A 23,286-nucleotide genomic window follows, 5' to 3' on the forward strand; every position below is an offset into this window, starting at 1 on the left:
ACTTTTTAATATAAAAATTTTAAGAAAATTTTATGAAAAATAAGAAAACACGTTAATTTTAATATAACAGATTTAACACTAAACCGCTAAATACCTGCATTTTATCGAATTTATTTTTCTTTTAAAAAAATACATTCTGACTATAACTAGGTGTCAGAATGCATTTTTAAATATTTCCAATACAGACTAAAGGTTAAACTTTATTTTTAGCATTACATAACGTGGCTGTACAAAATATTGTGAAGTAGTGCTGTATAAATCACTAAAACTAGCTTGATTTAAACTTTTTGTATTAAGCAAATTAGTTACTGCAATGCTATATTCCCATTTTGTATCTGGCTTTTGATAAGACAACTCAGTATCTAGAAAATCATATTCATTATTAGATGTACCGTCTTTAGACCTGAAATGGTAATAATCATAATCTGCTACAAAAATAAATCCGTTTAAGAAAGCAGCATCAAACTTTACAAAAGGTTTATCGGTATAATTAATAGTTTTAGAACCACCATTATTAAAGTCATTTACGCTATAGCTATAACCTACTTCTACATTAGGTGCTTTTCTAAAATTGGTAGCTACACTTCCATTATAGCTTTGTGATAACGATTCTGAAACGCTTCTCTCTAAGTTTACAATGTTATTTCTTCTAGCATAAGAGACATTGGCTCCAGTGGCTACTTTCAACTTCCAAAACGTACGCTGATATCGTCCATTGAAGGATAAATTGTCATCTGCAAAATTGGAATTTATAGTAGAGCTTACTTGGTTAATACCGGTAATTGCACTGCTATTTTTAAAAGCATCTAACTGTTTACTATAACTAACATTGGCAAAAATATTAGTGAAATTAAACATATTGAAACTGAAAAAATTCAAAGAAACAGTATGATACAAGGCACTTTCTAAATCTCTGTTTCCACTATACATACTGTTGTAATTACTAAAAACATATCCTTGAGCAAAACTGTTGATATCTGTAAACTGCCTGCTAATTGCATAATTGAATCGTAGACTTTGTGATTTCTTCATTTGAAAATTCACATAAACATCGGGCACAATGTTAACTAGCTCATCTGAGACTGCAGTCCCTAATTGTTCATTCGTTGCTTTATACGAATGCACTGTAAAACCAGGATTAAAAGTAAATTTTCCTGCTATGGCTTTGTAATGAAAACCAGCATACAAATCTGAAAAATTATATGACACATTATTGTTGTTCAACTCTTCATCATCAAAATCCAAGGTAGTATCATCATCTAAAATCTGAAAAATATAAGAATTGAAACTTTGATGACTTTGTATGGTTCCCAAAGTAAAATTCAAATTAGATTTTGGTGTAGCTACATAGTAATAATCAACCTTTGCATCCACTTTACTTGTTTCCACTTTCTTTGCCTGATTGATGTTGTAATTACTTTGTGAATCATCTGTGGGCACTATACCCACAAACGGTTGTTCTTCTCGAATAGCATTGTAAAATGGATCTTCATCTTGATATAAATGCTGAGCTTCTACCGAAAAAATATTCTTATCATTCAATGTATAATACAAGTTTGCATTTTGATTGAATGAAATAGGCTTCTGTGATTTATTTTCGTAAATCTGGTCTGTAGTACTCGCAATAGATAAAACACTAGAGTTTTCCTCACCATCAGAAGACTTCAGCAAAGCATCATAATCAAATTGTAGGTTTTCATTCGGCTTGTAGGTAGAACTTAATTTAGCCAAGCCTAATTGACTTTTCTGAAGTGTATTGGTATAAGCATCTTCTTCATCGCCTACAGCATTGGTTTCGTTATCAGGATCTGTAAAACGTCTGAAACGTTGCTGTTCTAAATCTGTTTTTGAATAGGAATAAATTAAAAATCCGCTTAAATCCCATTTATCCGTTGGAGAATAACTGAAATTGGCTGCTCCAAATTTGGTATCTATTTCCTTGGCTCTATTGTTTTGTAGCGTACTTAATCCCAAATCATTTGAAGAAACACTAAAACTTGTTCCTCCTCTATTGTTTAAATTTCTGAACCCGCCGGTAAAATTGAAATAATCCCTCATGGTGAAAGGCAATTCACCAATATTATTCAAATCGGTAATAATATTGATACTATATTTTGGACTGTAGTAAAAGAGCTTTGGATGAATTAAATAGCGTTCATCTAAACCAACTCCCGCAGTAATATCTCCGAACCAAAAATTCTTTTTCCCTTCCTTCAATTTGATATTAAGCGCAATATTATCTTCATCATTGGTGAGTCCTTTTAATTGCGAAACTTCATTATGATTGCGCAACACTTCAATTTTATCAACTGCATTTGCAGGAATATTTTGAGAAGCTAACTTAGAATCTCCATCAAAAAAGTCTTTTCCTTCCACCATTACTTTGGTAACGGTTTTTCCCTCAACTTCTATTTGACCATCATCATTAATTTCAAAACCAGGAAGTTTCTTAAGTTGATCTTCTAATTTTTTTTCTGTTCCGTTAGAAAAAGAATCAGCGTCATACACAATGGTATCACCTTTCACCGTTACCGGCATTTCATAGGTCACCTCAACTTCGTCTAACTGATTTGGAGCTTCCTCCATTACAAAATCTTTGGTAACATCATCTTCTGGAGCTGTGAATAATTCTTCAATATTCTTTAAACCTAAAAAGCTAACTTTAAGAGTATACGCTGCTCCAGATTTGAGCGTTAATTTGTATTTACCGTCTGTATTTGTGATCCCAAAAGCGTCTATTCCTTTGGTTTCGTTGTTTATAGCAATCACATTTGCCATCTCTAGCAAGCTACCTTCAGTATCTTTAACAGTTCCTTTTACGGTAATATTTTGCGCATTCATAGCCATGGTACAGACCATACCTACAAGGATAAAAAGTATTTTTTTCATAGTTCTCTAAAGATTAAAATGGTCTTCTTCCACCACCATCACGTCTACCGTTTCCTCCTTGGAAACGTTCGCGCATTTCTTCCATTTTCTCTTTAAGAATTTCATTGAACTCTTCTTGAGTTACTTCTTTTCCTTTTGAAGGCTCTTTGATTTCCTCTTTATTTTCAGGATTCAAAGTTATTTTTGAGCATAAAATTGTCGTCTTGTCGGCACTTACTTCCAAAATTAATCCTGGTAATCCATTGTATTCTCCCGGCCCCATATTCACAGGAATTTCTGGTGTATACCAAGCTGTTACTGTAATTTCTGAAGGTGTTTCTACCATATCAAGAGGAGATCTTCTTTTTACCGTATCCTGAGCTTTCTCTTCTGGTTTATCCGCTTCTTCTTCATCTTCTTTTGGCGGACGTGGACGCATGCTTCTAAAATCTAACGGATCCACAGATCTGATGGCTGTAGCTTTGTAACAAGTGTAATTTCCAATTTTTTTGGTTTCGGTTCCCATTTGCCACTCGAGTTTAGGCAAAGAATCTTTTATTAAAAATACTTTCCCAAAAACCTCTTTTTGGTTTGTAAACCTAGTCTCCTTAACATTTTTGTAATAATCTCCAGAAGAATTGAAGCCTCCAAACCTTGGTCCGCCACCGCCTTGACCTGGTGTTTCTAATTTTTCTTCTTCTTGATAGGTTGCCTCTGAACGATTAAAGGTAAGAATATATGTTTTTTCAAACATACTCTTCATTCTTTCGGCAATACGTTTTTTCATTTCTTCGGTCATTTCTCTTCCTCGACCTCCAAAATCAGAATCAAAAGTAGTCTTAGATTCATAATAAGCTACTCCTTGAAAATCCTGTGCATTGGCTGTAACATAATTAAATATTACTGCAATTAAAAAGACAATTTTTTTCATACGTTGGTATCGTTTGTTAAATTGATGATTTAAAAAACTGTTGAGTTTTTGCAGTTAGACCTTTCTTTTTTAAAAAGGTTTATTCTCCATTGGGGAAATAATAAAATATTTAACTGTGTTACAGCTAATAAGCGTTAATTTAGGTTAAATACCCAATCTTTTGAAGAAATCGTTACGAAAACTTTCTCCAATAGGTATTTTTTCTTCACCGATAACTACTCTACTTTTTTGTACCGATTTGATGTGGTGAATGTTTACAAGATATGATTTATGAATTCTTACAAAATTATGTTTTGGAAGCTTTTCAGAAATATCTTTAAAGTTTGAAAGTGTAATGATAGATTTTCTAGTGCTTTCTAAATTCACTTTCAAATAATCTTTTAGACCTTGAACATATTTAATATCGTTCACATCTACTCGTACGTTTTCATAATCTGATTTCAAAAAAATCAGTTTTGGTTCTTCTGTTGTGGAACCAAATGCTGGAAATGTGTTCATAAGCGAAGTAATTTGATTGTTCTTAAAATTCATTATCTCTTTTGCCCTCAATACCGATTTTACAAATCTGTGGTATGGTATGGGCTTCATTAAATAGTCTACTGCATTGAGTTCAAATCCTTCAACAGCATAGTCTGAATATGCTGTAGTAAAAATAAACAGTGGTTTATTGGTTATGGAATTTATAAAATCTATACCGTTTATTTGTGGCATTTCTATGTCTAAAAAGATAAGATCTACCTGTTCTGTATTTAACAAAGAATGGGCGTCAATAGCATTGGTAAATACTCCAATAACTTCTAAAAAATCCATTCTTTCGCAATAACTTTTTATGACATCTATTGCTAGCGGTTCGTCATCTATTATAACACATTTCATGAGCTTTTAAATTTTAAGTACAAATCTACCGTATACAGGTTTTCTTCTGTAGTAATGGTTAATTTGTGTGTGTTAGGGTATAATAAATTTAACCTGCTTTTTATATTTTCCAATCCAATTCCGGAATTTTTCTTGTCAACAGTTTTCTTCCCAATGATATTTTGACAGAAAAATGAAAGTCCGTCATCTTTTATATCTATCACTATTTTCACAATAGTTTTCCCCGTAAAATCGGTTCCATATTTAAAAGCATTCTCTATAAAAGAAACAAAAAGTAATGGTTGAATTTTGTTGTTTCTATAATCTCCATGAACATTCAGCGTAACTGCTTCGCTATTCACAAGGCGTAAACGTTGAAGGTAAATGTAATGCTGAACGTAGTGTAACTCTTTTTCTAAAGAAACTACATCTTTATCTGCTTCATAGATCATGTAACGCATCATCTCTGAAAGATTGATTACGGCTTCAGAAGTTTCATTTGACTGCTTTACTGATAACGAATAAATAGTATTTAGCGAATTGAATAAAAAATGAGGATTCAATTGTGCTTTTAGAAATTGTAACTCCGAAGATATTTTTTTGGCGGCGATTTCTTTTTTTGTTTCTTCGGTAGTTCGCCATTCCGAATACATTTTGATCACTGCTCCAAGAACTATTAACAGCAAGGGTAATATTGCTGGAACAATATAGGTGAACATAAATGGTCTTTCTCTATCATGACCTGGTCCAAACTTTGGAAAATCACTGGGTGGTTCGGGCATTTTTGGTTCGTTCCCATTGAAGTTTTGCACCTGTTGTGGCATTTCTCTAAAATCTTTGAAATCTGGCTCAGTTAAACTACTTACCATTCCATTGATCAACAACAAAGAAAAAACTCCTACCACGTACCACCATAACTTTCTTTTTAAAAGAAGTTTTGGGACGAACAAAAGATAATTAATGTAAAAAATACCAATGTTGAATATACTTTTGATATAAAACTGAGATGGTACTCCATTAAAATCATTATAAAACTGAAAAACACTGAAAAATAAAAAACAGCACCAAACTAAAACGTGGATCAATATTATTTTTCTACCCGAAAGCGTTTTCATTTTTTATCTACTAAACATGTAACTGATACTCCAAGCTTTTGCAGATCGTCTCCTGTAATGCTTGGTCTTCTATTTAAAAGGATTCTGTTTTTAACAAGATTTGCTGTTTTTTTTGCATCGTCTTCTGTACAGAAGTGATGAGAACCTTTTACACTTGGCACATACTCTTGCTGAATAAACATTTTATCGTCTATCAAAATTTTGTATGCGTAACCATCTTCTATTTTGTACACTTCTACCTTTACATGATCATCCTGAGAAGAATTATCATTTAAGTATAAGTTTAGTAACAAATAAACCCCAGTTAGAAAACCTATCACTACTAATGGTATTACCACAAACTTCTTCATAACATTAAGATTTAAGGGATTTTTGATTGTTTTTTTTAAAGAAGGAGGTTCAGGCGGGGGAAGTGCGCTGAACCTCCGGTTTTAAAGAACTAAATAAAACTCAAAAAATTAGTCCTCATCATCATATTCATCAAAAGGATAGAATTCCATCATATCATCTAGATAAGAGGTTCCGTTACGTCCTAATAATACAAACCCATTGGTACCATTAGAAAGTGATACAGGATCTAATCTAGTAACTCCTTCATAATCTGTTTTTTCTTCCCATGTATCTGTTGATGGGTCATATTCCCATACAGAATCCATGTTTCCGCCATAATAACCACAAGCTACATAACCATATTGACCTAGTGTAAAGGCTGTTGCATTACTTCTTACTACATCATAATCATCCTCTTCATCTAAATCATTTAGCTTTGTCCAGCTTTCATCAGATAGATCAAAAGCCCAGAAATCTTCTAGGTAAGATCCGTTAGACTCTCCTGTTCCCATATAAACTACATCATCAATTCTAAAAGAAGTAGCTTCTGTTCGCTTGTTACCACCAAAACCATAAATCTCTTCCCATGAGTCCGCAGAAGGATCATACCTCCAGAAATCTTTTCTGTCATTATCTCCATCATCACCAGTTCCAAAATACGCATAGGAATCTCCAGAAAATGCGATAGCACCTCTTCTTGGATTTTCAGGAAAATCTGCTACTTGAGTCCAAGAGTTTGCAGAAGGATCGTAAGAGAAAAAATCTCCTAATTCATCGATCCCATCATATCCTGAACCAATAAATCCTTTACTATCTACTGAAAATCCAACTGCCGCGCTACGAGCTGAACCTATAAAGTCTGCACGTTGTTGCCAATAATCTCCTTCCACATTGTATTCCCAGAAATCACTTAGGTAATCATCTCCATCATAACCAGTACCTACATATCCAGTTCCATCAATCATAAATGAAACGGCTCCACTACGAGGTGTTCCATCAAAAACAGAGCGTTCTACCCAGTTACCTAATATATCATCATCATCATCACTACAGCTTACAAAAGCTAAACCTGCCATTAATGCTAAGGAATACACCTTTAGGGTATTTAGTTTTTTCATTGTCATTCTATAAATTTTTGAGTTATTTAATTTTAATTCTATCCCTGTATATTTGGAATCAGAAAACGCTACGTATTTCGAGTATTTAAAGCATTTCTTTTTCGATTCTTGAGCAAATCTATTCAGCTGAATTTTCTACGTAAAATGAATTAGACCAAAAAAGGGTTTATCACTACAAACAAAGGTTTTCAATCGATTAACTCGCTATTTTTTTTTATATATAAAATACCGTCATACATCTGTCAAATCCTTGGTTATGTATATTATGGTTTTATATAAGCGCGCAAGCAAATACATTTGAAGCAAATTGAAAAACTTATGAAGAAATTGATGTGGCTGGCGCTGCTTATTCTAGCAGTAATTGCATGTAATACTGCAGACGATATTACACTAGAAGCCGGGGAAACATTTACAGACACAAATGTACGTGTATTGAAACTAGACACCTTTGATCTAGAATTTACAACTTTCAAATTTGACAGTGTTCAAATGCCTTTGGGCGATCGAATTTTGGTGGGAAACTATACCGATGAAACTTTTGGAAAAACAAGCTCACAAAGTTTTATAGAAATGATCCCAGAATCATACGATATAGACAACGAAGGTGTTTATGACAGTATTGTACTTATCATGGCTTATGACAATTACTATTATAATGACACGCTTAACCAAATGACTTTTGATGTTCATGAAGTTACAGAACGTATAGAACCTTATAATGATGAAACGTATTTCTACAACACAAGCACGCTAAACTACAATGAGAACGAAACCTTGGGTAGTCATAGTTTTATGCCTCGTCCAATGGATGGTGATTCGATAAGAATTAAACTTGATGATGAATTTGGATATAATCTATTTGATCAAATTCAAGGAAATGACATTACAGACCTTGATGAGTTTAGAGAAAACTTTAAAGGAATTACCGTGAAATCACAAGACAACACGAATGGTTCTGTACTTGGATTCTCTGTAGATACCGAAGAAACAATGATTAGAGTGTATTATAGAGTACCAGAAGACGTATCGGATATTGAACAGTATTTTGATTTAATTATAAGCGCTACTTCTACTCCCGCAACATATTTTAATCATATAGAAGCAGACAGATCTTCTACAATTTTAGCATCTATTACAAATGATCAAGAAAATCTAATTTCCTCAGAAGATTTGGATAACGCAGCCTATATTCAGGCTGGTGTTGGTATAGCTCCTCGCATTCGAATACCTAATTTAAAATCGTTATATGAGATAGATGGCGACGGTTCTGTTTTAAATGCCGTTATGAAAATCTACGTCAACTCAGAAAACTTTTCAGATCAACTCTTCCTTAATGATTCACTGTATGCAAATACTCTGGACAGGCACATGGATATTTCTGAAGAAATTACCGACTACTCCGGTAGTAGCGTATTTGGCACACTTCTAGAAAATTCTGAGTTTAGTGAAATATACTATTCGCTGCCTTTAACCACCTATACCGATGTGATCTTATCAAGTGAGTCAGATGAAGATTTATACATCACCTTGATTCCAAGTGAATACGAATCCTCTGTGAACCGAACTATCTTGAATGATGACGAAACAAATAATTACACAGCTGTTCTAGAACTTACCTATGTTATTTATAATGAAGAAGATTAAACTTATATATATAGTACCGTTTTTGCTGATGACTTTTACAGCATTGGCTCAAACAAATAATTTAACAGGATCTCCGTATTCACTATATGGCTTGGGAGTTTTTAACGAAGCCAATTTAGGAAAAACAAATGCCCTGGGAAAAAGTGGTGTTGCTCTTGGTAGTGATTATATGATTAACAACCTTAACCCTGCTTCGCTGGCTAGTATTCACAACAAATCTTTCATGTTTGATATTGGCTTTAATACAGAATTTGATTCTTATGAAAATAGATATTCTGATGATAGTAAAGTTCGCTTTAACTTTTCAAACTTTGCCATTGCTTTTCCAGTGTCTAGAAAAGCTGCTATGAGTATTGTGCTCACTCCATTTTCAAACGTGGGTTATGAATTAGTTGGAATAGAATCTGATATTGAAGGAAATCAGGGAACTTTTACTAGCTATGTTTCAGGAAGTGGAGGCCTTAACAGTATTAAAGTTAATTATGGTTATAACCTAAGTGATAAACTGAATGTTGGTGCAGGCCTAGAATATATTTTTGGAAATATCGAAGAGAAAGAAACGGTTGCGGTAGAATCAAACTACTTGTTGACAACAAGAGATACTTACTACAAAAATTTTAGAGCAACTGCCGGATTACAATACAACCCAACCGAATCAACAGGTTTTGGAGCTGTTGTTAAATTTCCTACACTGCTAAATGCTTCTCAGGATTTAGAAGTAACCAAAGTAGTGGATCTTACAGAAGTTGCTGTAGATTCTGAAGAAGACATAGATATTGACAGTTTTAAATTACCTTTTGAATTTACGGTTGGTTTTAGACAAACCTTTGCCAAAAAATTCACCTTTAATATAGATTATCGAAAATCGCTTTGGGGAAATACAGATCAAACAGACAATATTGGAACGTTCAAAGATCAAGATTTTATTGGGGCCGGTTTAGAATACTTAAACAACAATAAAGGTTATAAATATTGGCAAAGAATGCGCTATCGAATTGGTTTTAATTATGATAATGGATACCTAGACATTCGAGATGAATCTATCAACAATATGGGATTCACTATTGGTCTTGGTTTACCTATGAGCAATAAAAATAATTCCTTTATCAACCTAGCCTATTCTTATGGACAAAGAGGAGTTGTTTCTTCAACCCTTATTCAAGAGAACTATCATTTCCTTAGTCTTAATTTAAGCTTAGAGAATATATGGTTTGTAAAAAGTAAATACAATTAGAGTATAGTTTTTCATTTTTTAGTTTATTGATTAATCCGTATTAGGCCAAATATTATTGATTTTTTTCATAATTTGGCTTGGTGCGGATTTTCATTTTTTTCATATTAGTCTCCTTTCAGTGCTTTTCACAAACTGATACACTAACGGTCACAAAACAAGATCAAGAATTTTTATCTGTTGATCATTTCTGGGGTAAAGATTCCTTTAAATATATTTATAGCAGCAAAAACAATACGCTTTATAAAACCGGAAATCAGCAAAAGTTTCAATATAAAAACGTTGGGCTTGGAGCTATTTATAACGTTGACCTCCTCAATCCTTTAGAACTCACTTTATTTTATAAAAATTTTAATACGGTAGTAAAACTTGACAATAATCTCAACGAAATAATTTCCATAAATTTCACGCAACTTTCAAACTTTAAAAACATAGCCTTCGCAACTACTTCTATAGAACAACATCTATGGATTTTTAATTCTGATACACAACAATTAGAGCTTTTCAATTATAACACAAAAAAATCTAAGGTTATTGGCCAACCTATTCAAGAAGACGTGATTGATATGAAAAGTGATTATAATTTCTGTTGGTTACTTTCTACAAAATTCATTTATAAATTCAATATTTATGGCGCTCTACTGCAACGCATACCATTTACAGGCGGTAAAGGTTTGTCTATAAATAATGAAAATGTATTAGTTTCCAGTGAAAGTGGTATTTTTTACTTTCAGAAAAATTCAGAAAACACATTTATTCTAAATTTATCTAACAATTTTGGGGGAGATATTTTTCTTACTAATGATTCCTTGTATATTTACGCCGGTGATTTTTTAACCCATTACAAACTTCAAACCCCTAAAAAACAATAAAATGCATATTGCTATTGCCGGAAATATTGGTGCAGGTAAAACTACATTAACCAAACTTTTAGCCAAACATTTTAATTGGGAACCCCATTTGGAAGACGTTGTAGACAATCCATATTTAGATGATTTCTACAATCAAATGGAGCGTTGGAGTTTTAATCTTCAAATCTACTTTTTGAATAGTAGATTTCGTCAAGTATTGCAAATTAGAGAAAGTGGTAAAGCCATTATTCAAGACAGAACTATTTACGAAGATTCACATATTTTCGCACCAAACCTGCATGCTATGGGTTTGATGACTAATAGAGATTTTGAAAACTACATTTCTCTTTTTGAATTGATGGAAATGACGGTACAACCACCAGATTTGCTAATCTATCTTCGCAGTTCTATTCCTAACCTTGTGAATCAAATACACAAACGTGGAAGAGATTATGAAAATACAATCTCAATAGACTATCTAAGTCGCTTGAATGAGCGATACGAAGCCTGGATCCACGGTTACAATAAAGGTAAATTACTTATTATTGATGTTGACGATATAGACTTCGTATCGAATCCTGAAGATCTTGGGGAAATCATTAACAGGATTGATGCTGAGTTGAATGGATTGTTCTAGAAAACTCCTCTTTTAGAAATATCATATCCATGCGCAGCATCCCATTTTGGATCTAGCTTTTGCAAATGCTTTATAGCTTTGCTTTCTGCTCTTTCATAGTTACCGGCATCAGCCCCCATACCGTAAGCTACAAACTCTTTACCGGTTTGTTCAGGGCGCTTAGACTTAACTACTACCCAAAAGCCTCTTTTTAATGTATGTCCATACTCATCTTCTCCAGACAAGATAGACACATCTTTAAAGCCTTTGTTTTTTAAATGTGATTTGGCTCTATACTTTGCTGCAAGAGCTTTGTCCCACACAATGTGCCAGCCTAGGGCTGAACCAAATTCATCTTTAGCAACTGCAAATGCTACTAATGGGGAAGAATTCAGTAGACTCAACGTTTTTCGGGTGAATTTTCGGGTCATACCAAATAGGGGTTATGTTTTAGGCAAACCGAAAATAACTCTTTTAACACTGAAAAACAAGCGTTTACACACAAATTAACAATAAAAAGGCTTCATTCTTTATTACCGTAAGAATGAAGCCTTTATTTTAAGAATAATAAAATTATCTTATAACGCTATTGAATATTTCATTTTTTCTTCTTCTGAAAGTGCGTTAAATCTGTCTTTTGCACCTTGAATATAATTCATTGCTTCAGAAAGATCTCCCCACCCATCAACTTGAACAAACTTTTGTTCTAAGTCTTTATAAACCTGAAAGAAATGTTCAAATTCTTTTAACGTATGAATATTTAGATCTTTAAGATCATTTAATTTATTCATAATTGGATCTGATACCGGCACACAAATAATTTTTTCGTCTGGTCCTTTATCATCAGCCATTTTAAATACAGCAATTGGCTTCACTTCTACCAAACAACCTGGTACCGTTGCTTCTGTAAAAAACACCATTGCATCAAGTGGGTCACCATCTTCTGCTAATGTTTCTGGAATAAATCCGTAATCTGCAGGATAAAACATAGCCGAGTATAAAACTCTATCAAAACGGATTCTTTTCTTTTCAAAGTCGTATTCGTACTTGTTTCTACTTCCTTTTGGGATTTCGATTAATACGTCGAAAGTTGTTGATTCACTCATCTGATTTTTATTGTAATATAGTATTCACCAAAAATAGGTGAACGCCTACTAAAAAACAAACATAGACTCTAGTAACTTCCTTTAATTAAGAGTTTTTTAATGAATCATAATATATAACTCTTTGGAATATTAGAAATAGAATCCAAAAGCTCCTGTTACACTAAATTTTCGAGCTCCAGGATTTTCTAAATAGTTTCCTCGAAAGTTGAAATCTAACCTGAATACTTTAAAAATATTTCCAACCCCTACTGAATATTCCCAGTATGGTTTACTATCTGGAGCATTTAAAAAATCTGCAGCCGGTGCATTTAAAGCAATGTTCGCATCTGAAATTTCACCCCAAACACCTCTAACACCTACAATTTCTCTTAGGTTTAATTTTCGCAACAACGGAATTCTAGAAAATATCTTCCCATTGAAATTATGCTCCAAATGTCCTGACAAATAAGTATCGGTCACAAATTCATAAAAATCTAAATTTGGAAATGTATTGAATATTGAAAAATAGGTTTGATTTCCAGGAATTACACTAAGCAAACTCAATGGAACTTCTCCAAATGTTTTACCAGCTTCAACCGTGGTTGTCAATCTACCAATGCTACCTATATTTACAGGTTGCTGATAATAAAATTGAAGTTTTTGATAGTCAAAATCACTATCCAACATTCCTTTTATTCCAGAAGTATATTGAAGAAAATACCGCCCATAATCATCATCTACCTCCTTACGCTCTACACCATAACCAAGTGTTTTTCTACCTGGAGTAAATTCCACTGAAGTACTAACACCAAATTGCTTGGTTTCATCTTCAATTCCGGTAGGGCTATTTGGATCTAAATAACTTAAATTAAAGTCGTCTGGCAATGCAGAACTTATTGTTCTGTAAGAAACATTAATTTTGAATTTTACATTTTTATAAGGCTCTATCTCAATTCCAAAAGTGCTAAGATTGATGTTGGAAAGTGTATTATTCGCTCCCGCGGTAAAGACTGATGAAGATGCAAAGCTTCTACCCAAAACATCATTTGTTTCTGTAAGACTTACCCCCAGCTGCTCCACATCTCTCCTATTTCCGCCTGAAATGATTAATCGCATTTTTCGGTCTAAAAGATATTTACCCGAAATACCATATTTAAACTTATCATCTTTAAAACCATAAGCCGTATAGCCTTCTATTCTCCATTGATCATTTTGACCAAAATAAGTTCTACCACCAGCTCTTAAACGAACTCCTTCTACAGCATTGTAACCAAAACTGGAATAGATAGGTCCAAAATCAAAATTGTACTTATCAAACTCAATATAACCAGAACCCAAAATACTCACCAAATTATACATGGTTTTGAACTTTGGAACCGTTTTTAGGGTATCTAACATGCTATAGACTTGCTGTTCATCTTTATTCAACTGCTCTAATCGTCTATTTTCCCAAAATGAATCGTCTCTGTTATAAACAGCTTCATTATATGGATCTACCTGCGTATCATAAAAACTTTTTGGTTTTTCTTGGTCAAAAACATAATGATCATAAATAGTTGTCCTCTTACCGTAAATTCCCTTTGATTTTTCTTTCTTGTTGAGCGCAAAATCGCTCATCATATAATCTCGGGTTAATAAAATGGTAGAATCATCAACTACTTCAAACTCTTGTTCTATATAAATATCTTTTACCCAGTTGATGTTTGCACTACGCGTCACCTGCATATTTATTTCCTTGATAGCAAACGTAGAATCCGTGACCCAAAAATCTCCTTTAAACGTTAATTCATTCTTTCGTCTTGGATAATAAACAATATTATAACACCATTTATTATCTATAAATGCACTATCTGTAAGTACATAATTATAGGTATTAATTCCAGTTTTAGATAGTGGACTCGTAAAGTTTTTATCAAAAAAAGTCAGGTAATTATCATAAATATCATACTCTGAGTACAGGTCTTGAATTGAAGCTGTGATACTTTGATTGGAACTGAAACCAGAGTTTTGACTTCCTTTTAGAATTTCCTTTTCTTCATTTAGATTGTTATCGCCATAAACTTCATAAACAGTTTCATTGATAAAAACAGGAAGATAGGTTTTACCTGTAATATTTGAGGTATCGGCATATTCAAAAATAAACTCCATTCCTTTAAATAGTTTGCTATTTATCATAGCACTATCTATGGTATTTAGGTCGAATTCTATTTTCTCATATTTATCATACGCATATTGCTGATATTTATGTAACCCATTATTCTTTTCCTTCGCCCATATTTTCCTAAGAATATCTATGGCCGGATTATTTTTTTTTGATTGTTTACCAGCATAAATAACAACTTCTTTTAATTGTTCTCCCTCTGATAAGGTAACCGCAAGTTCATAGGTAACTTTCTTGGTAAGTTCTATTTCCTGGGTTGCAAAACCGAGTAATGAAACAATTAAATAAGTATATGTATCATCAGACTCTAAATAAAAGCTACCATCATCATTGGTAATAGCTCCCACAGAAGAGTCTTTAAACATAACATTGGCAAACGCTATAGGCTCGCCAGTTTCATCTATTACCTTACCACTAACTTTAGTCTGGGGGAAAAGTGTGTAACAAGTAAAGAAGAAAAAGCAGTAAACTAGTAAATTTCTATTCATCAACGCTTTTTAGCAGGTGTACAAAATAAAAAAACTTCACCTATTGGTGAAGTTTATAACGTTTATTTATGATAAAAGTTTTATTTGTAAAGTACTTTTTTTACAGCTTTAACTACATCTCCACTATTTGGTAACCATTCTTTTAACAATTCTGGTGAATATGGAGCAGGAGTATCTGCCGTATTAATTTTTTGTACCGGAGCATCTAAATAATCAAAAGCCTCTGACTGTACTCTAAAAGTAATTTCTGTAGAAACATTACCAAAAGGCCAAGCTTCCTCTAAAATCACTAAACGATTTGTTTTCTTAACAGATTTGATAATTGCATCATAATCTAAAGGACGAACAGTGCGAATATCAATAATCTCACAGCTAATACCTTCTTTTGCTAACTCTTCTGCAGCAGTATAAGCTTCTTTGATAATTTTACCAAAAGATACGATAGTAACATCAGTTCCTTCTCTTTTGATATCTGCAACTCCTAATGGAATTGTGTATTCTCCTTCTGGCACTTCTCCTTTATCACCATACATTTGCTCAGACTCCATGAAAATCACAGGATCATCATCTTGTATAGCTGCTTTCAACAATCCTTTTGCGTCATAAGGGTTCGAAGGAACAACCACTTTTAATCCAGGACAATTTGCATACCAGCTTTCGAATGCCTGAGAGTGTGTTGCTGCTAACTGACCTGCAGAAGCCGTAGGTCCACGGAATACGATAGGACAGTTAAATTGTCCTCCGGACATTTGACGTATTTTGGCTGCGTTGTTAATAATCTGATCGATACCAACTAGTGCAAAGTTGAATGTCATAAACTCTACAATAGGACGGTTACCATTCATAGCAGAACCTACAGCGATCCCAGCAAAACCAAGTTCTGCAATAGGAGTATCAATTACACGCTTAGGACCAAACTCGTCTAACATTCCTTTAGATGCCTTGTAAGCACCATTGTATTCTGCAACTTCCTCACCCATAAGATAAATTGCTTCATCTTTGCGCATTTCCTCGCTCATGGCTTCGCAAACTGCTTCTCTAAATTGAATTGTTCTCATCGAAACTTTTTTGAATATATTGTACTTCGTATAAAATCTTAAGTCCGGTTAAAAATCGGCTAAGCAAAAATAGTAATTCTTATATAACTATTTCAATAAGTTTTGAATTAAATCTTTACTATCAAAAAGCTAACAGGAATAATAGAATCCCAACAAAAATTTCGGTTAAAATAACTACCTTTGAATCTACATAATCTACAAAAACCATAGACTATGTATTTAATTAAATTTTAAAGATGAAATTCATCAGCATTTTTTTAACATAAAAAATATTATGCACGCATAGTATATTTTATAAATTATCATTACATTAGCATTCAAATTACAGATTTCATAAAAATTCTATTTTAAAATGAAGATATTAGTTTGTATTAGTCACGTACCCGATACTACGTCTAAAATAAATTTCACCGATGGTGACACCAAATTTGATACAAACGGTGTACAGTTTGTTATCAATCCAAATGATGAATTTGGCCTTACTCGAGCCATGTGGTTCAAAGAAAAACAAGGAGCTTCCGTAACCATAGTAAATGTTGGCGGACCAGAAACTGAACCTACTCTAAGAAAAGCACTTGCTATTGGAGCTGACGAAGCAATAAGAATTAACGCTACTCCAACAGATGGTTTTTTCGTAGCAAAGGAACTTGCAAAAGTAGTTTCAGAAGGTAATTATGATTTAGTGATCGCCGGAAGAGAATCTATAGATTATAATGGTGGTATGGTTCCTGGAATGCTGGCTACTTTTACAGATGCCAACTTTGTGAATATGTGTATTGGACTAGAAATAGAAGGTACATCTGCAACTGCAATTAGAGAAATAGATGGCGGTAAAGAAACTATTTCTACAAACCTTCCATTAGTAGTTGGTTGCCAAAAAGGTATTGTAGAAGAAAAAGATCTTCGAATTCCAAACATGCGTGGAATTATGATGGCTAGAAAAAAACAGCTTACCGTTCTTGAGCCTTCTACATCAGAAAGCCATACCAAAATTGCTTCTTTTGAAAAACCAGCTGCAAAAGGTGCTGTAAAATTAGTAGATAAAGATAATTTAGACGAATTGATAAGTCTACTACACAACGAAGCAAAAGTTATTTAATTTAAAACGAAAAGAACATGTCTATTTTAATATATACAGAATCAGAAGGTGGTAAATTAAAGAAAACTGCTTTCGAATTGGCTTCTTACGCTAGTGCTATTGCTACTCAACAAGGTAGTTCTGTAACAGCTGTAGCCATCAATGCAAATGATGCAGAAGAACTTGGCAACTATGGAGTTCATAAAGTTTTGACAGTATCTGATGATTCCTTAAATAATTTCAGTGCTAAAAAATATGCTTCCATTATTCAACAGACAGCTGAAAAAGAAAGTGCTTCCTTAGTTATTGTTGGATCTGGTTCTAATGATAAATTTTTAGCGCCAATTCTTTCAGCAAAATTAAATGCTGCACTAGTTCCAAACGTTGTGGAACTACCTGAAAGCATTTCGCCTTTAAAAGTAAAACGTACAGCATTTACAAATAAAGCTTTTGCTATGACGGAAGTGGATACCGAAAAAGCAATTATTGCCCTTTCAAAAAATTCATTCGGTCTTAAAGAAAATTCAACAGCTGTAACTTCAGAAAGTTTTAGTCCTTCTATTCCAGAAGATGCTAGCTCGGTTACAAGTACCGACAAAGTTTCTGGGAAAGTAGCTATTGCCGATGCTGAAATTGTAGTTTCTGGTGGTCGCGGACTTAAAGGTCCTGAAAACTGGAATTTGATTGAAAATTTAGCAGAAGTATTAGGAGCTGCTACAGCGTGTTCAAAACCCGTTTCTGATATGGGATGGAGACCACATAGTGAACACGTTGGTCAAACAGGAAAACCGGTTGCTTCCAATTTATATATTGCCGTTGGTATCTCTGGAGCAATTCAGCATCTTGCCGGTGTAAATTCATCAAAAGTAAAAGTGGTAATTAATAATGATGCAGATGCACCGTTCTTCAAAGCTGCAGACTACGGAATTGTAGGAGACGCATTTGAAGTAGTGCCTAAACTCACAGAAAAATTAAAAGAATTTAAGGCTAATAACGCATAATTTTTTATAAATTGTGCCCCTAAAAGGCTGTCTAAATTTCGTAAGACCTAATTTAGACGGCTTTTTATGTTATTATATCTATGAGTCTGGTAAAATTAAACATAAAGGGTATTTCTTACAGCCAAACCCAAAATGGCGCTTACGCACTGATTTTAAACGAAGTTGATGGGGATCGAAAATTGCCCATTGTAATTGGTGCATTTGAAGCTCAATCCATTGCTATAGCTTTGGAAAAAGAAATAAAACCACCCAGACCACTTACACATGACCTCTTCAAAAATTTCGCAGACCGATTTGAAATTGTTGTAAAACAAGTAATTATTCATAAACTAGTTGATGGTGTTTTCTATTCTTCTATTATTTGTGAACGAGATAGAATCGAGGAAATTATTGACGCAAGAACCAGTGACGCTATTGCCTTAGCATTACGTTTCAATGCTCCTATTTTCACCTACAAAAACATTCTTGATAAAGCCGGCATCTATTTAAAATTCAATGCTGACGATAAAGAAAATGAAGATGAACCAGATGAAGTTCTAGTAAATGAAATCATTACCAATGAACCTGAAACAAACAGTTCATCTGACTCCTATAAAGATTACACTCTAAAAGAACTCAACTCCATGCTTGATGGCGCTGTTTTGAATGAAGATTATGAAAAAGCAGCAAGAATTCGTGATGAGATTTCTCGAAGAGAGAATAAATAACCTAAACAATACTGCATACATATGAATAAGTTTTTCTGTTTCATTGTTACCCTTTTTGTAACTACAATTACGTTAACAGCTCAAGAAAAATTAGAACGAAAATGGTCCAATGCAGAAGAAAACCTTTTAGAGTTCAACCAAGGTTCTTTTCAACAAAAATCAAAAGATATTGAATCTTCTGGTGATTACATTTATCAAAATAATCTTTTGATCATGTACTATCAGCAGCCAAAAGATACTGTAATTACCTATAGAATTTCTGAACTTACGGACTCTACACTGGTTTTTAAAAACAACTTAGAATCACTTTCCTACAATTACAAACAGCCTACTGTAGCTAAAGTAGAAAATACCCCTACATTAGAGAGTAAAGGATTCACTTTCTACAATCTTTGGAGAGGAATTATTGGTATTGCGATCATCATCTTCATCGCTTTTTTATTGAGTTCTGACAAGAAAAATATTTCTTGGAGATTGGTTGGTTTTGGAATTTCAGCACAAATATGCATCGCTTTTGGCATCACGTACGTACCTGCAATTCAGTGGTTTTTTGAAGTTGTGAGCTCAGGTTTTGTAAGTGTTTTAGACTACACACGTGCCGGTAGTATTTTTCTTTTAGGAAATACTTTAATGGACACGCAATCTTTTGGTTTTGTATTTATTTTTCAAATTCTTCCAACCGTAATATTCTTTTCAGCCTTAACATCAGTTCTTTTTTACTTAGGTGTTTTACAAATTGTAGTGAAAGGCTTAGCTTGGGTAATGACCAAAACTTTGAAAATATCTGGAGCGGAAAGTTTAGCTGTTGCCGGAAATATTTTTCTTGGACAAACCGAAGCTCCGTTAATGATCAAAGCCTACTTGGAGAAGATGAATAAATCTGAAATTTTCCTTGTAATGACAGGCGGAATGGCCACATTAGCAGGAGGTGTTTTAGCCGCTTATATTGATATGCTAGGAAGTGGAGATGAAGTGATGCGTTTACTTTTTGCCAAACAACTTTTAATGGCTTCTATTATGGCTGCTCCGGGAGCTATTGTCATTGCTAAAATACTAGTTCCACAAACTGAAAAAATTGATACCAGTGTAAAAGTATCTTCAGAAAAAATAGGATCAAACTTCTTGGATTCCATTGCTATAGGAACCACCGAAGGGTTAAAACTTGCAGCCAATGTTGGTGCTATGCTCCTTGTTTTTGTTGCTTTTATTGCAATGATAAATGGTATTCTTGGTGGAATTGGAGACCTTACACACCTCAACGGAATGATTGCTTCTTCAACAGATGGAAGATATGACGCTCTTTCACTTGAATACATTTTAGGAACTATATTTTCACCTCTAGCCTATGCTATTGGTACTGCTTGGGAAGATGCGCAGCTGGTTGGTCGTTTACTTGGTGAAAAGCTAATTGCTTCTGAATTTATTGCTTATAGCAGCTTAACAGATTTAAAAAATGCAGGAGCTTTTTCTGAAATGAAATCTATAGTGATTTCTACTTTCATGCTTTCAGGATTTGCAAATATCGCCTCTATTGGAATTCAGATTGGAGGAATTGGATCTTTGGCTCCTGGGAAAAGGGCATTGCTTTCTAAATATGGTATGAAAGCTGTAATTGGTGGTATGCTTGCCTCTTTACTTTCAGCTACTTTAGCAGGAATATTAATTGGATAACAATTGCTTTTCAGGAATTGTAAATGAAATAGCAACTTGGTTATCTACCTTTACCATTCCAAGCATTTTTGAAGGCGCTTTAATACCGAAATCATCAAGTTTTATGATTTTATCGCCCTTTATATAAAGCTGATTATTTACAACTTCTTCCAGCAATGGAATGGTGTAAATCTGTGTTTTATTTTTTAAAGTAAGACTGAATTTGATAGACTGATGAGCTACCTGCGAACTTTTTGATAGTTCAAGTATTTGTAGTTTTGCATACGGAAATTCATCCGCTTCAAACAATTCTTGTAAATCCTTTTCCATAAGTTTTTTGGGACAGTCAAACTTTTTCATAGGAAACAAAATCATTGATTTCTTTTGTGCTGCTAGAAAAGTATCTTTATAAACAAAATCATTCCCGGAACATTCACACTCAAAAGAATTTACATTTGTTTTAACCGTTACACTTACGTTTGCCTGAGCCCATGTTTGAAACTGCATCAAGCAACAAATGATCAATATATAGAATGATATTTTTCTCATGACATTCAGGATTTAAAAAAGAAAACAGCACATAAAGTAGTAAATTCTATGCACTGTTTTCAATATTTATAGTTAGTTAGTTTAGAAAGAAATGGTAGCTTCTAGCATTACACCGTTGAATTTACCACCGTTAAAAATAACTCCGGTTGGGTAATCTTTGTACTCTTGATTCACATATTCTAGTTTTGCTAAAACATTTTTTGTCATGAACCATCCAACAGAAGCTTGTAATCTATTTACATTAACTTCATCATCGTAACCTGCCAATTCTGCATTCACTGTTGTATATCTACCACCGATGTAAAAGTTTTCGTTTCCACCAAATCTGTACAACAATTCTCCAGATAATTGAGTAGCTGCTCTTTCTTCTGTCTCAGTGGCGCTTTTACCTTTTGAGAATTCAGCAGTTCCAAAGAACTCAAGTCCTTTATACTTCACAAACGGATTGATCATGATTGCCTGAACTTCACTTGTAAAACCTGGATTAAATCTACCTGTTGTATGGTTACTTTCACCTGTATCTGCATCTTCAGGTAATAATACATAATAGTATCTAGATCCACCGCGATCACCAGCATAAAGGGTATTACGAGCAGTACGGTTTGTAGAGTAATAAGATCCAGTAATACGAGTTCTAAGATCTGTATTTACTTGTTTGTCGTATCCTAATTTGAAATAAATTGAAGGATCTGTGCTATGTCTAGTTACCGTAGGGTCTAACTGACCATTGGTAATACCTACCATTCCAAGGAATCCGTTATTTTGGTAATAAATTTCACCACCTACTTCTGTTGCAAAAGCATCCATTACTAAGTTTCCTACAAATGGATTTAAAATTGCTCTACCGTTATCTGTTCTTCTAAAGTGAGCATCACCATAGTTTATTTCCATGTGACCTATTTTCACAGTCACTTTTTCCATAATTTTATCAATAGCGTCACTATGTAAAAATGGTAATTTATCAAATTGAATATACCCACCTTTCACCCATGTTTCTCTATGGTGACGAGAAGATAAATAGGTTATTAAATTCATACGAACACCATCTGCCAACTGTACATCTATATTCAAATTTGCAGTTGCCAAATTAAAACCACTACTCAAATCTAAAAGTGCTATTCCAGAAGCAGTTTCTTGCTCTAGAGCTTGGTATTGCAAACTAAAATCGCCACCTACTCTTACTTTTACTTTATCAAAAGCTGACGTATCAGATTTTACTGTTTCAAATGTGTTTAGGCTTACTTTTCCTGGCTCGTTAAAATATCCTATTTCGGTTTCTTGAGCGTAAGTTGTCCCGGCTAATAGTGCTACTCCCAGTAGTCCTATTAATTTTTGCACACCATGTGTCATCGTTATATGTATTGAGAATTAATTTATTTTGTAGTTAATTGTAGGTCATAATGAATACTCACTTCTTCCCCTGTTTTGATAGTTCCAAACATCGCTGTTGGTGGTTCTATATCAAAAGTTGCTAATTTGAAAGCTTCTGCTCCTTTTAAGGTTAGCACACCATTAGATAAGTTTACATCTACAGATGTTTCAAAACTTTTGCTTACGCCGGCGATATACATTTGACCATAAAAAGTAGCTTTCCCATTGTTTAGAGTCACTTTATCACCTTTATAACTTATCGTTGGATATTTTTCTTCTTTTAACGCTTCGAAAGTTTTTTTGTCCATAGCACTTTTTCCACTGTCAAGAGACTTTACTTTAAAGCTAAAATCAAATGATTTAATGGCTACCAATTTTCCATTTTCAATCACAGCATTTACTTTCCCTTGAAAGTCTTTTACATTACATTCCCAATCATGCAAAGTTGATGTACCTGAAACATACAATTTTGAATTAGAAACATTAGCTTTGTATTCTTGAGCGTAGTTAACGTTCATTCCTATAAACGTCATAACAATAATTAATAGCACTCTTTTCATCGTTCTTTGTTTTAATTTT

At 33.6% G+C, this 23,286-nt stretch carries 21 protein-coding genes; 8 read left to right on the plus strand and 13 right to left on the minus strand.

Annotation, left to right across the window (positions count from 1 at the left end; genetic code table 11):
* Positions 1-186 precede the first annotated feature (186 nt).
* The 6 genes from BM383_RS09020 to BM383_RS09045 form a co-directional block, all read right to left on the minus strand.
* Positions 187-2,889: a carboxypeptidase-like regulatory domain-containing protein gene (locus BM383_RS09020; protein WP_093024804.1), complete on the minus strand. Its 2,703-nt coding sequence runs from the start codon at positions 2,887-2,889 to the stop codon at positions 187-189.
* A gap of 13 nt (positions 2,890-2,902) precedes the next feature.
* Entirely contained in the window at positions 2,903-3,799 is an 897-nt protein-coding gene (locus BM383_RS09025) for a GLPGLI family protein (protein ID WP_093024805.1), read from the minus strand.
* A gap of 144 nt (positions 3,800-3,943) precedes the next feature.
* Positions 3,944-4,675, minus strand: coding sequence for a LytR/AlgR family response regulator transcription factor (locus tag BM383_RS09030; RefSeq protein WP_093024806.1), 732 nt, complete (start codon positions 4,673-4,675; stop codon positions 3,944-3,946).
* Complete coding sequence (locus BM383_RS09035) at positions 4,672-5,559, minus strand: sensor histidine kinase (RefSeq protein ID WP_218157927.1); 888 nt, start codon at positions 5,557-5,559, stop codon at positions 4,672-4,674. The genes BM383_RS09030 and BM383_RS09035 overlap by 4 nt, the downstream gene beginning before the upstream one ends.
* A gap of 206 nt (positions 5,560-5,765) precedes the next feature.
* Positions 5,766-6,119: a DUF4907 domain-containing protein gene (locus BM383_RS09040; RefSeq protein WP_093024808.1), complete on the minus strand. Its 354-nt coding sequence runs from the start codon at positions 6,117-6,119 to the stop codon at positions 5,766-5,768.
* A 108-nt stretch (positions 6,120-6,227) separates the two neighbouring features.
* Positions 6,228-7,217, minus strand: coding sequence for a Kelch repeat-containing protein (locus BM383_RS09045; protein ID WP_093024895.1), 990 nt, complete (start codon positions 7,215-7,217; stop codon positions 6,228-6,230).
* Positions 7,218-7,535: 318 nt separating this feature from the next.
* On the opposite strand from BM383_RS09045, the gene BM383_RS09050 reads away from it, so the two are divergent.
* The 4 genes from BM383_RS09050 (at position 7,536) to BM383_RS09065 (ending at position 11,580) form a co-directional block, all read left to right on the plus strand.
* A complete protein-coding gene (locus BM383_RS09050) occupies positions 7,536-8,861 on the plus strand; it encodes a DUF4270 family protein (protein WP_093024809.1) in 1,326 nt (441 codons plus the stop codon).
* On the plus strand, positions 8,848-10,095 hold the full coding sequence (locus BM383_RS09055; RefSeq protein ID WP_143106385.1) for a BamG family beta-barrel-assembly machinery protein: 1,248 nt from the start codon (positions 8,848-8,850) through the stop codon (positions 10,093-10,095). Before BM383_RS09050 ends, BM383_RS09055 begins: the two co-directional genes overlap by 14 nt.
* Before the next feature lie 80 nt (positions 10,096-10,175).
* The gene (locus BM383_RS09060) at positions 10,176-10,964 is read left to right on the plus strand and encodes a hypothetical protein (protein ID WP_093024811.1); all 789 of its coding nucleotides are present in this window, start codon (positions 10,176-10,178) and stop codon (positions 10,962-10,964) included.
* 1 nt (position 10,965) lies between these two features.
* Complete coding sequence (locus BM383_RS09065; protein WP_093024812.1) at positions 10,966-11,580, plus strand: deoxynucleoside kinase; 615 nt, start codon at positions 10,966-10,968, stop codon at positions 11,578-11,580.
* On the opposite strand, the gene BM383_RS09070 is transcribed toward BM383_RS09065, so the two are convergent.
* The 4 genes from BM383_RS09070 to BM383_RS09085 all read right to left on the minus strand — a co-directional run bounded on the left by BM383_RS09070 (position 11,577) and on the right by BM383_RS09085 (position 16,369).
* Complete coding sequence (locus BM383_RS09070) at positions 11,577-11,990, minus strand: hypothetical protein (protein ID WP_093024813.1); 414 nt, start codon at positions 11,988-11,990, stop codon at positions 11,577-11,579. The two genes, BM383_RS09065 and BM383_RS09070, sit on opposite strands and share 4 nt — an antisense overlap.
* Before the next feature lie 147 nt (positions 11,991-12,137).
* Positions 12,138-12,665 carry an inorganic diphosphatase gene (locus BM383_RS09075; protein WP_093024814.1) on the minus strand — a complete coding sequence of 176 codons (528 nt, stop codon included), beginning with the start codon at positions 12,663-12,665 and terminating at the stop codon, positions 12,138-12,140.
* A gap of 129 nt (positions 12,666-12,794) precedes the next feature.
* Positions 12,795-15,293 (minus strand): DUF5686 and carboxypeptidase-like regulatory domain-containing protein, encoded by a 2,499-nt coding sequence (locus BM383_RS09080; RefSeq protein ID WP_093024815.1) that lies wholly within the window; start codon positions 15,291-15,293, stop codon positions 12,795-12,797.
* Between the two features lie 80 nt (positions 15,294-15,373).
* Positions 15,374-16,369 carry a pyruvate dehydrogenase complex E1 component subunit beta gene (locus tag BM383_RS09085; RefSeq protein ID WP_262501713.1) on the minus strand — a complete coding sequence of 332 codons (996 nt, stop codon included), beginning with the start codon at positions 16,367-16,369 and terminating at the stop codon, positions 15,374-15,376.
* A 334-nt stretch (positions 16,370-16,703) separates the two neighbouring features.
* Between BM383_RS09085 and BM383_RS09090 the strand changes: the two genes are divergently transcribed.
* The 4 genes from BM383_RS09090 (at position 16,704) to BM383_RS09105 (ending at position 20,808) form a co-directional block, all read left to right on the plus strand.
* Entirely contained in the window at positions 16,704-17,450 is a 747-nt protein-coding gene (locus BM383_RS09090; RefSeq protein WP_093024817.1) for an electron transfer flavoprotein subunit beta/FixA family protein, read from the plus strand.
* A gap of 17 nt (positions 17,451-17,467) precedes the next feature.
* On the plus strand, positions 17,468-18,430 hold the full coding sequence (locus BM383_RS09095) for an electron transfer flavoprotein subunit alpha/FixB family protein (RefSeq protein WP_093024818.1): 963 nt from the start codon (positions 17,468-17,470) through the stop codon (positions 18,428-18,430).
* A gap of 80 nt (positions 18,431-18,510) precedes the next feature.
* Positions 18,511-19,137, plus strand: a complete 627-nt coding sequence (locus BM383_RS09100) for a bifunctional nuclease family protein (protein WP_093024819.1) — start codon at positions 18,511-18,513, stop codon at positions 19,135-19,137.
* A 21-nt stretch (positions 19,138-19,158) separates the two neighbouring features.
* Complete coding sequence (locus BM383_RS09105; protein WP_093024820.1) at positions 19,159-20,808, plus strand: NupC/NupG family nucleoside CNT transporter; 1,650 nt, start codon at positions 19,159-19,161, stop codon at positions 20,806-20,808.
* Here the strand turns inward: BM383_RS09105 and BM383_RS09110 are convergent.
* From BM383_RS09110 to BM383_RS09120, 3 genes are all read right to left on the minus strand, one after another.
* Positions 20,797-21,336 carry a YceI family protein gene (locus tag BM383_RS09110; protein ID WP_093024821.1) on the minus strand — a complete coding sequence of 180 codons (540 nt, stop codon included), beginning with the start codon at positions 21,334-21,336 and terminating at the stop codon, positions 20,797-20,799. The two genes, BM383_RS09105 and BM383_RS09110, sit on opposite strands and share 12 nt — an antisense overlap.
* An 81-nt stretch (positions 21,337-21,417) precedes the next feature.
* Positions 21,418-22,686 carry a hypothetical protein gene (locus BM383_RS09115; protein ID WP_093024822.1) on the minus strand — a complete coding sequence of 423 codons (1,269 nt, stop codon included), beginning with the start codon at positions 22,684-22,686 and terminating at the stop codon, positions 21,418-21,420.
* A gap of 23 nt (positions 22,687-22,709) precedes the next feature.
* Positions 22,710-23,267, minus strand: coding sequence for a YceI family protein (locus tag BM383_RS09120; protein WP_093024823.1), 558 nt, complete (start codon positions 23,265-23,267; stop codon positions 22,710-22,712).
* Positions 23,268-23,286: the final 19 nt, after the last annotated feature.

Origin of the sequence: Pustulibacterium marinum, from assembly GCF_900116665.1 — a bacterium.
In the GTDB taxonomy this organism is placed as follows: domain Bacteria; phylum Bacteroidota; class Bacteroidia; order Flavobacteriales; family Flavobacteriaceae; genus Pustulibacterium; species Pustulibacterium marinum.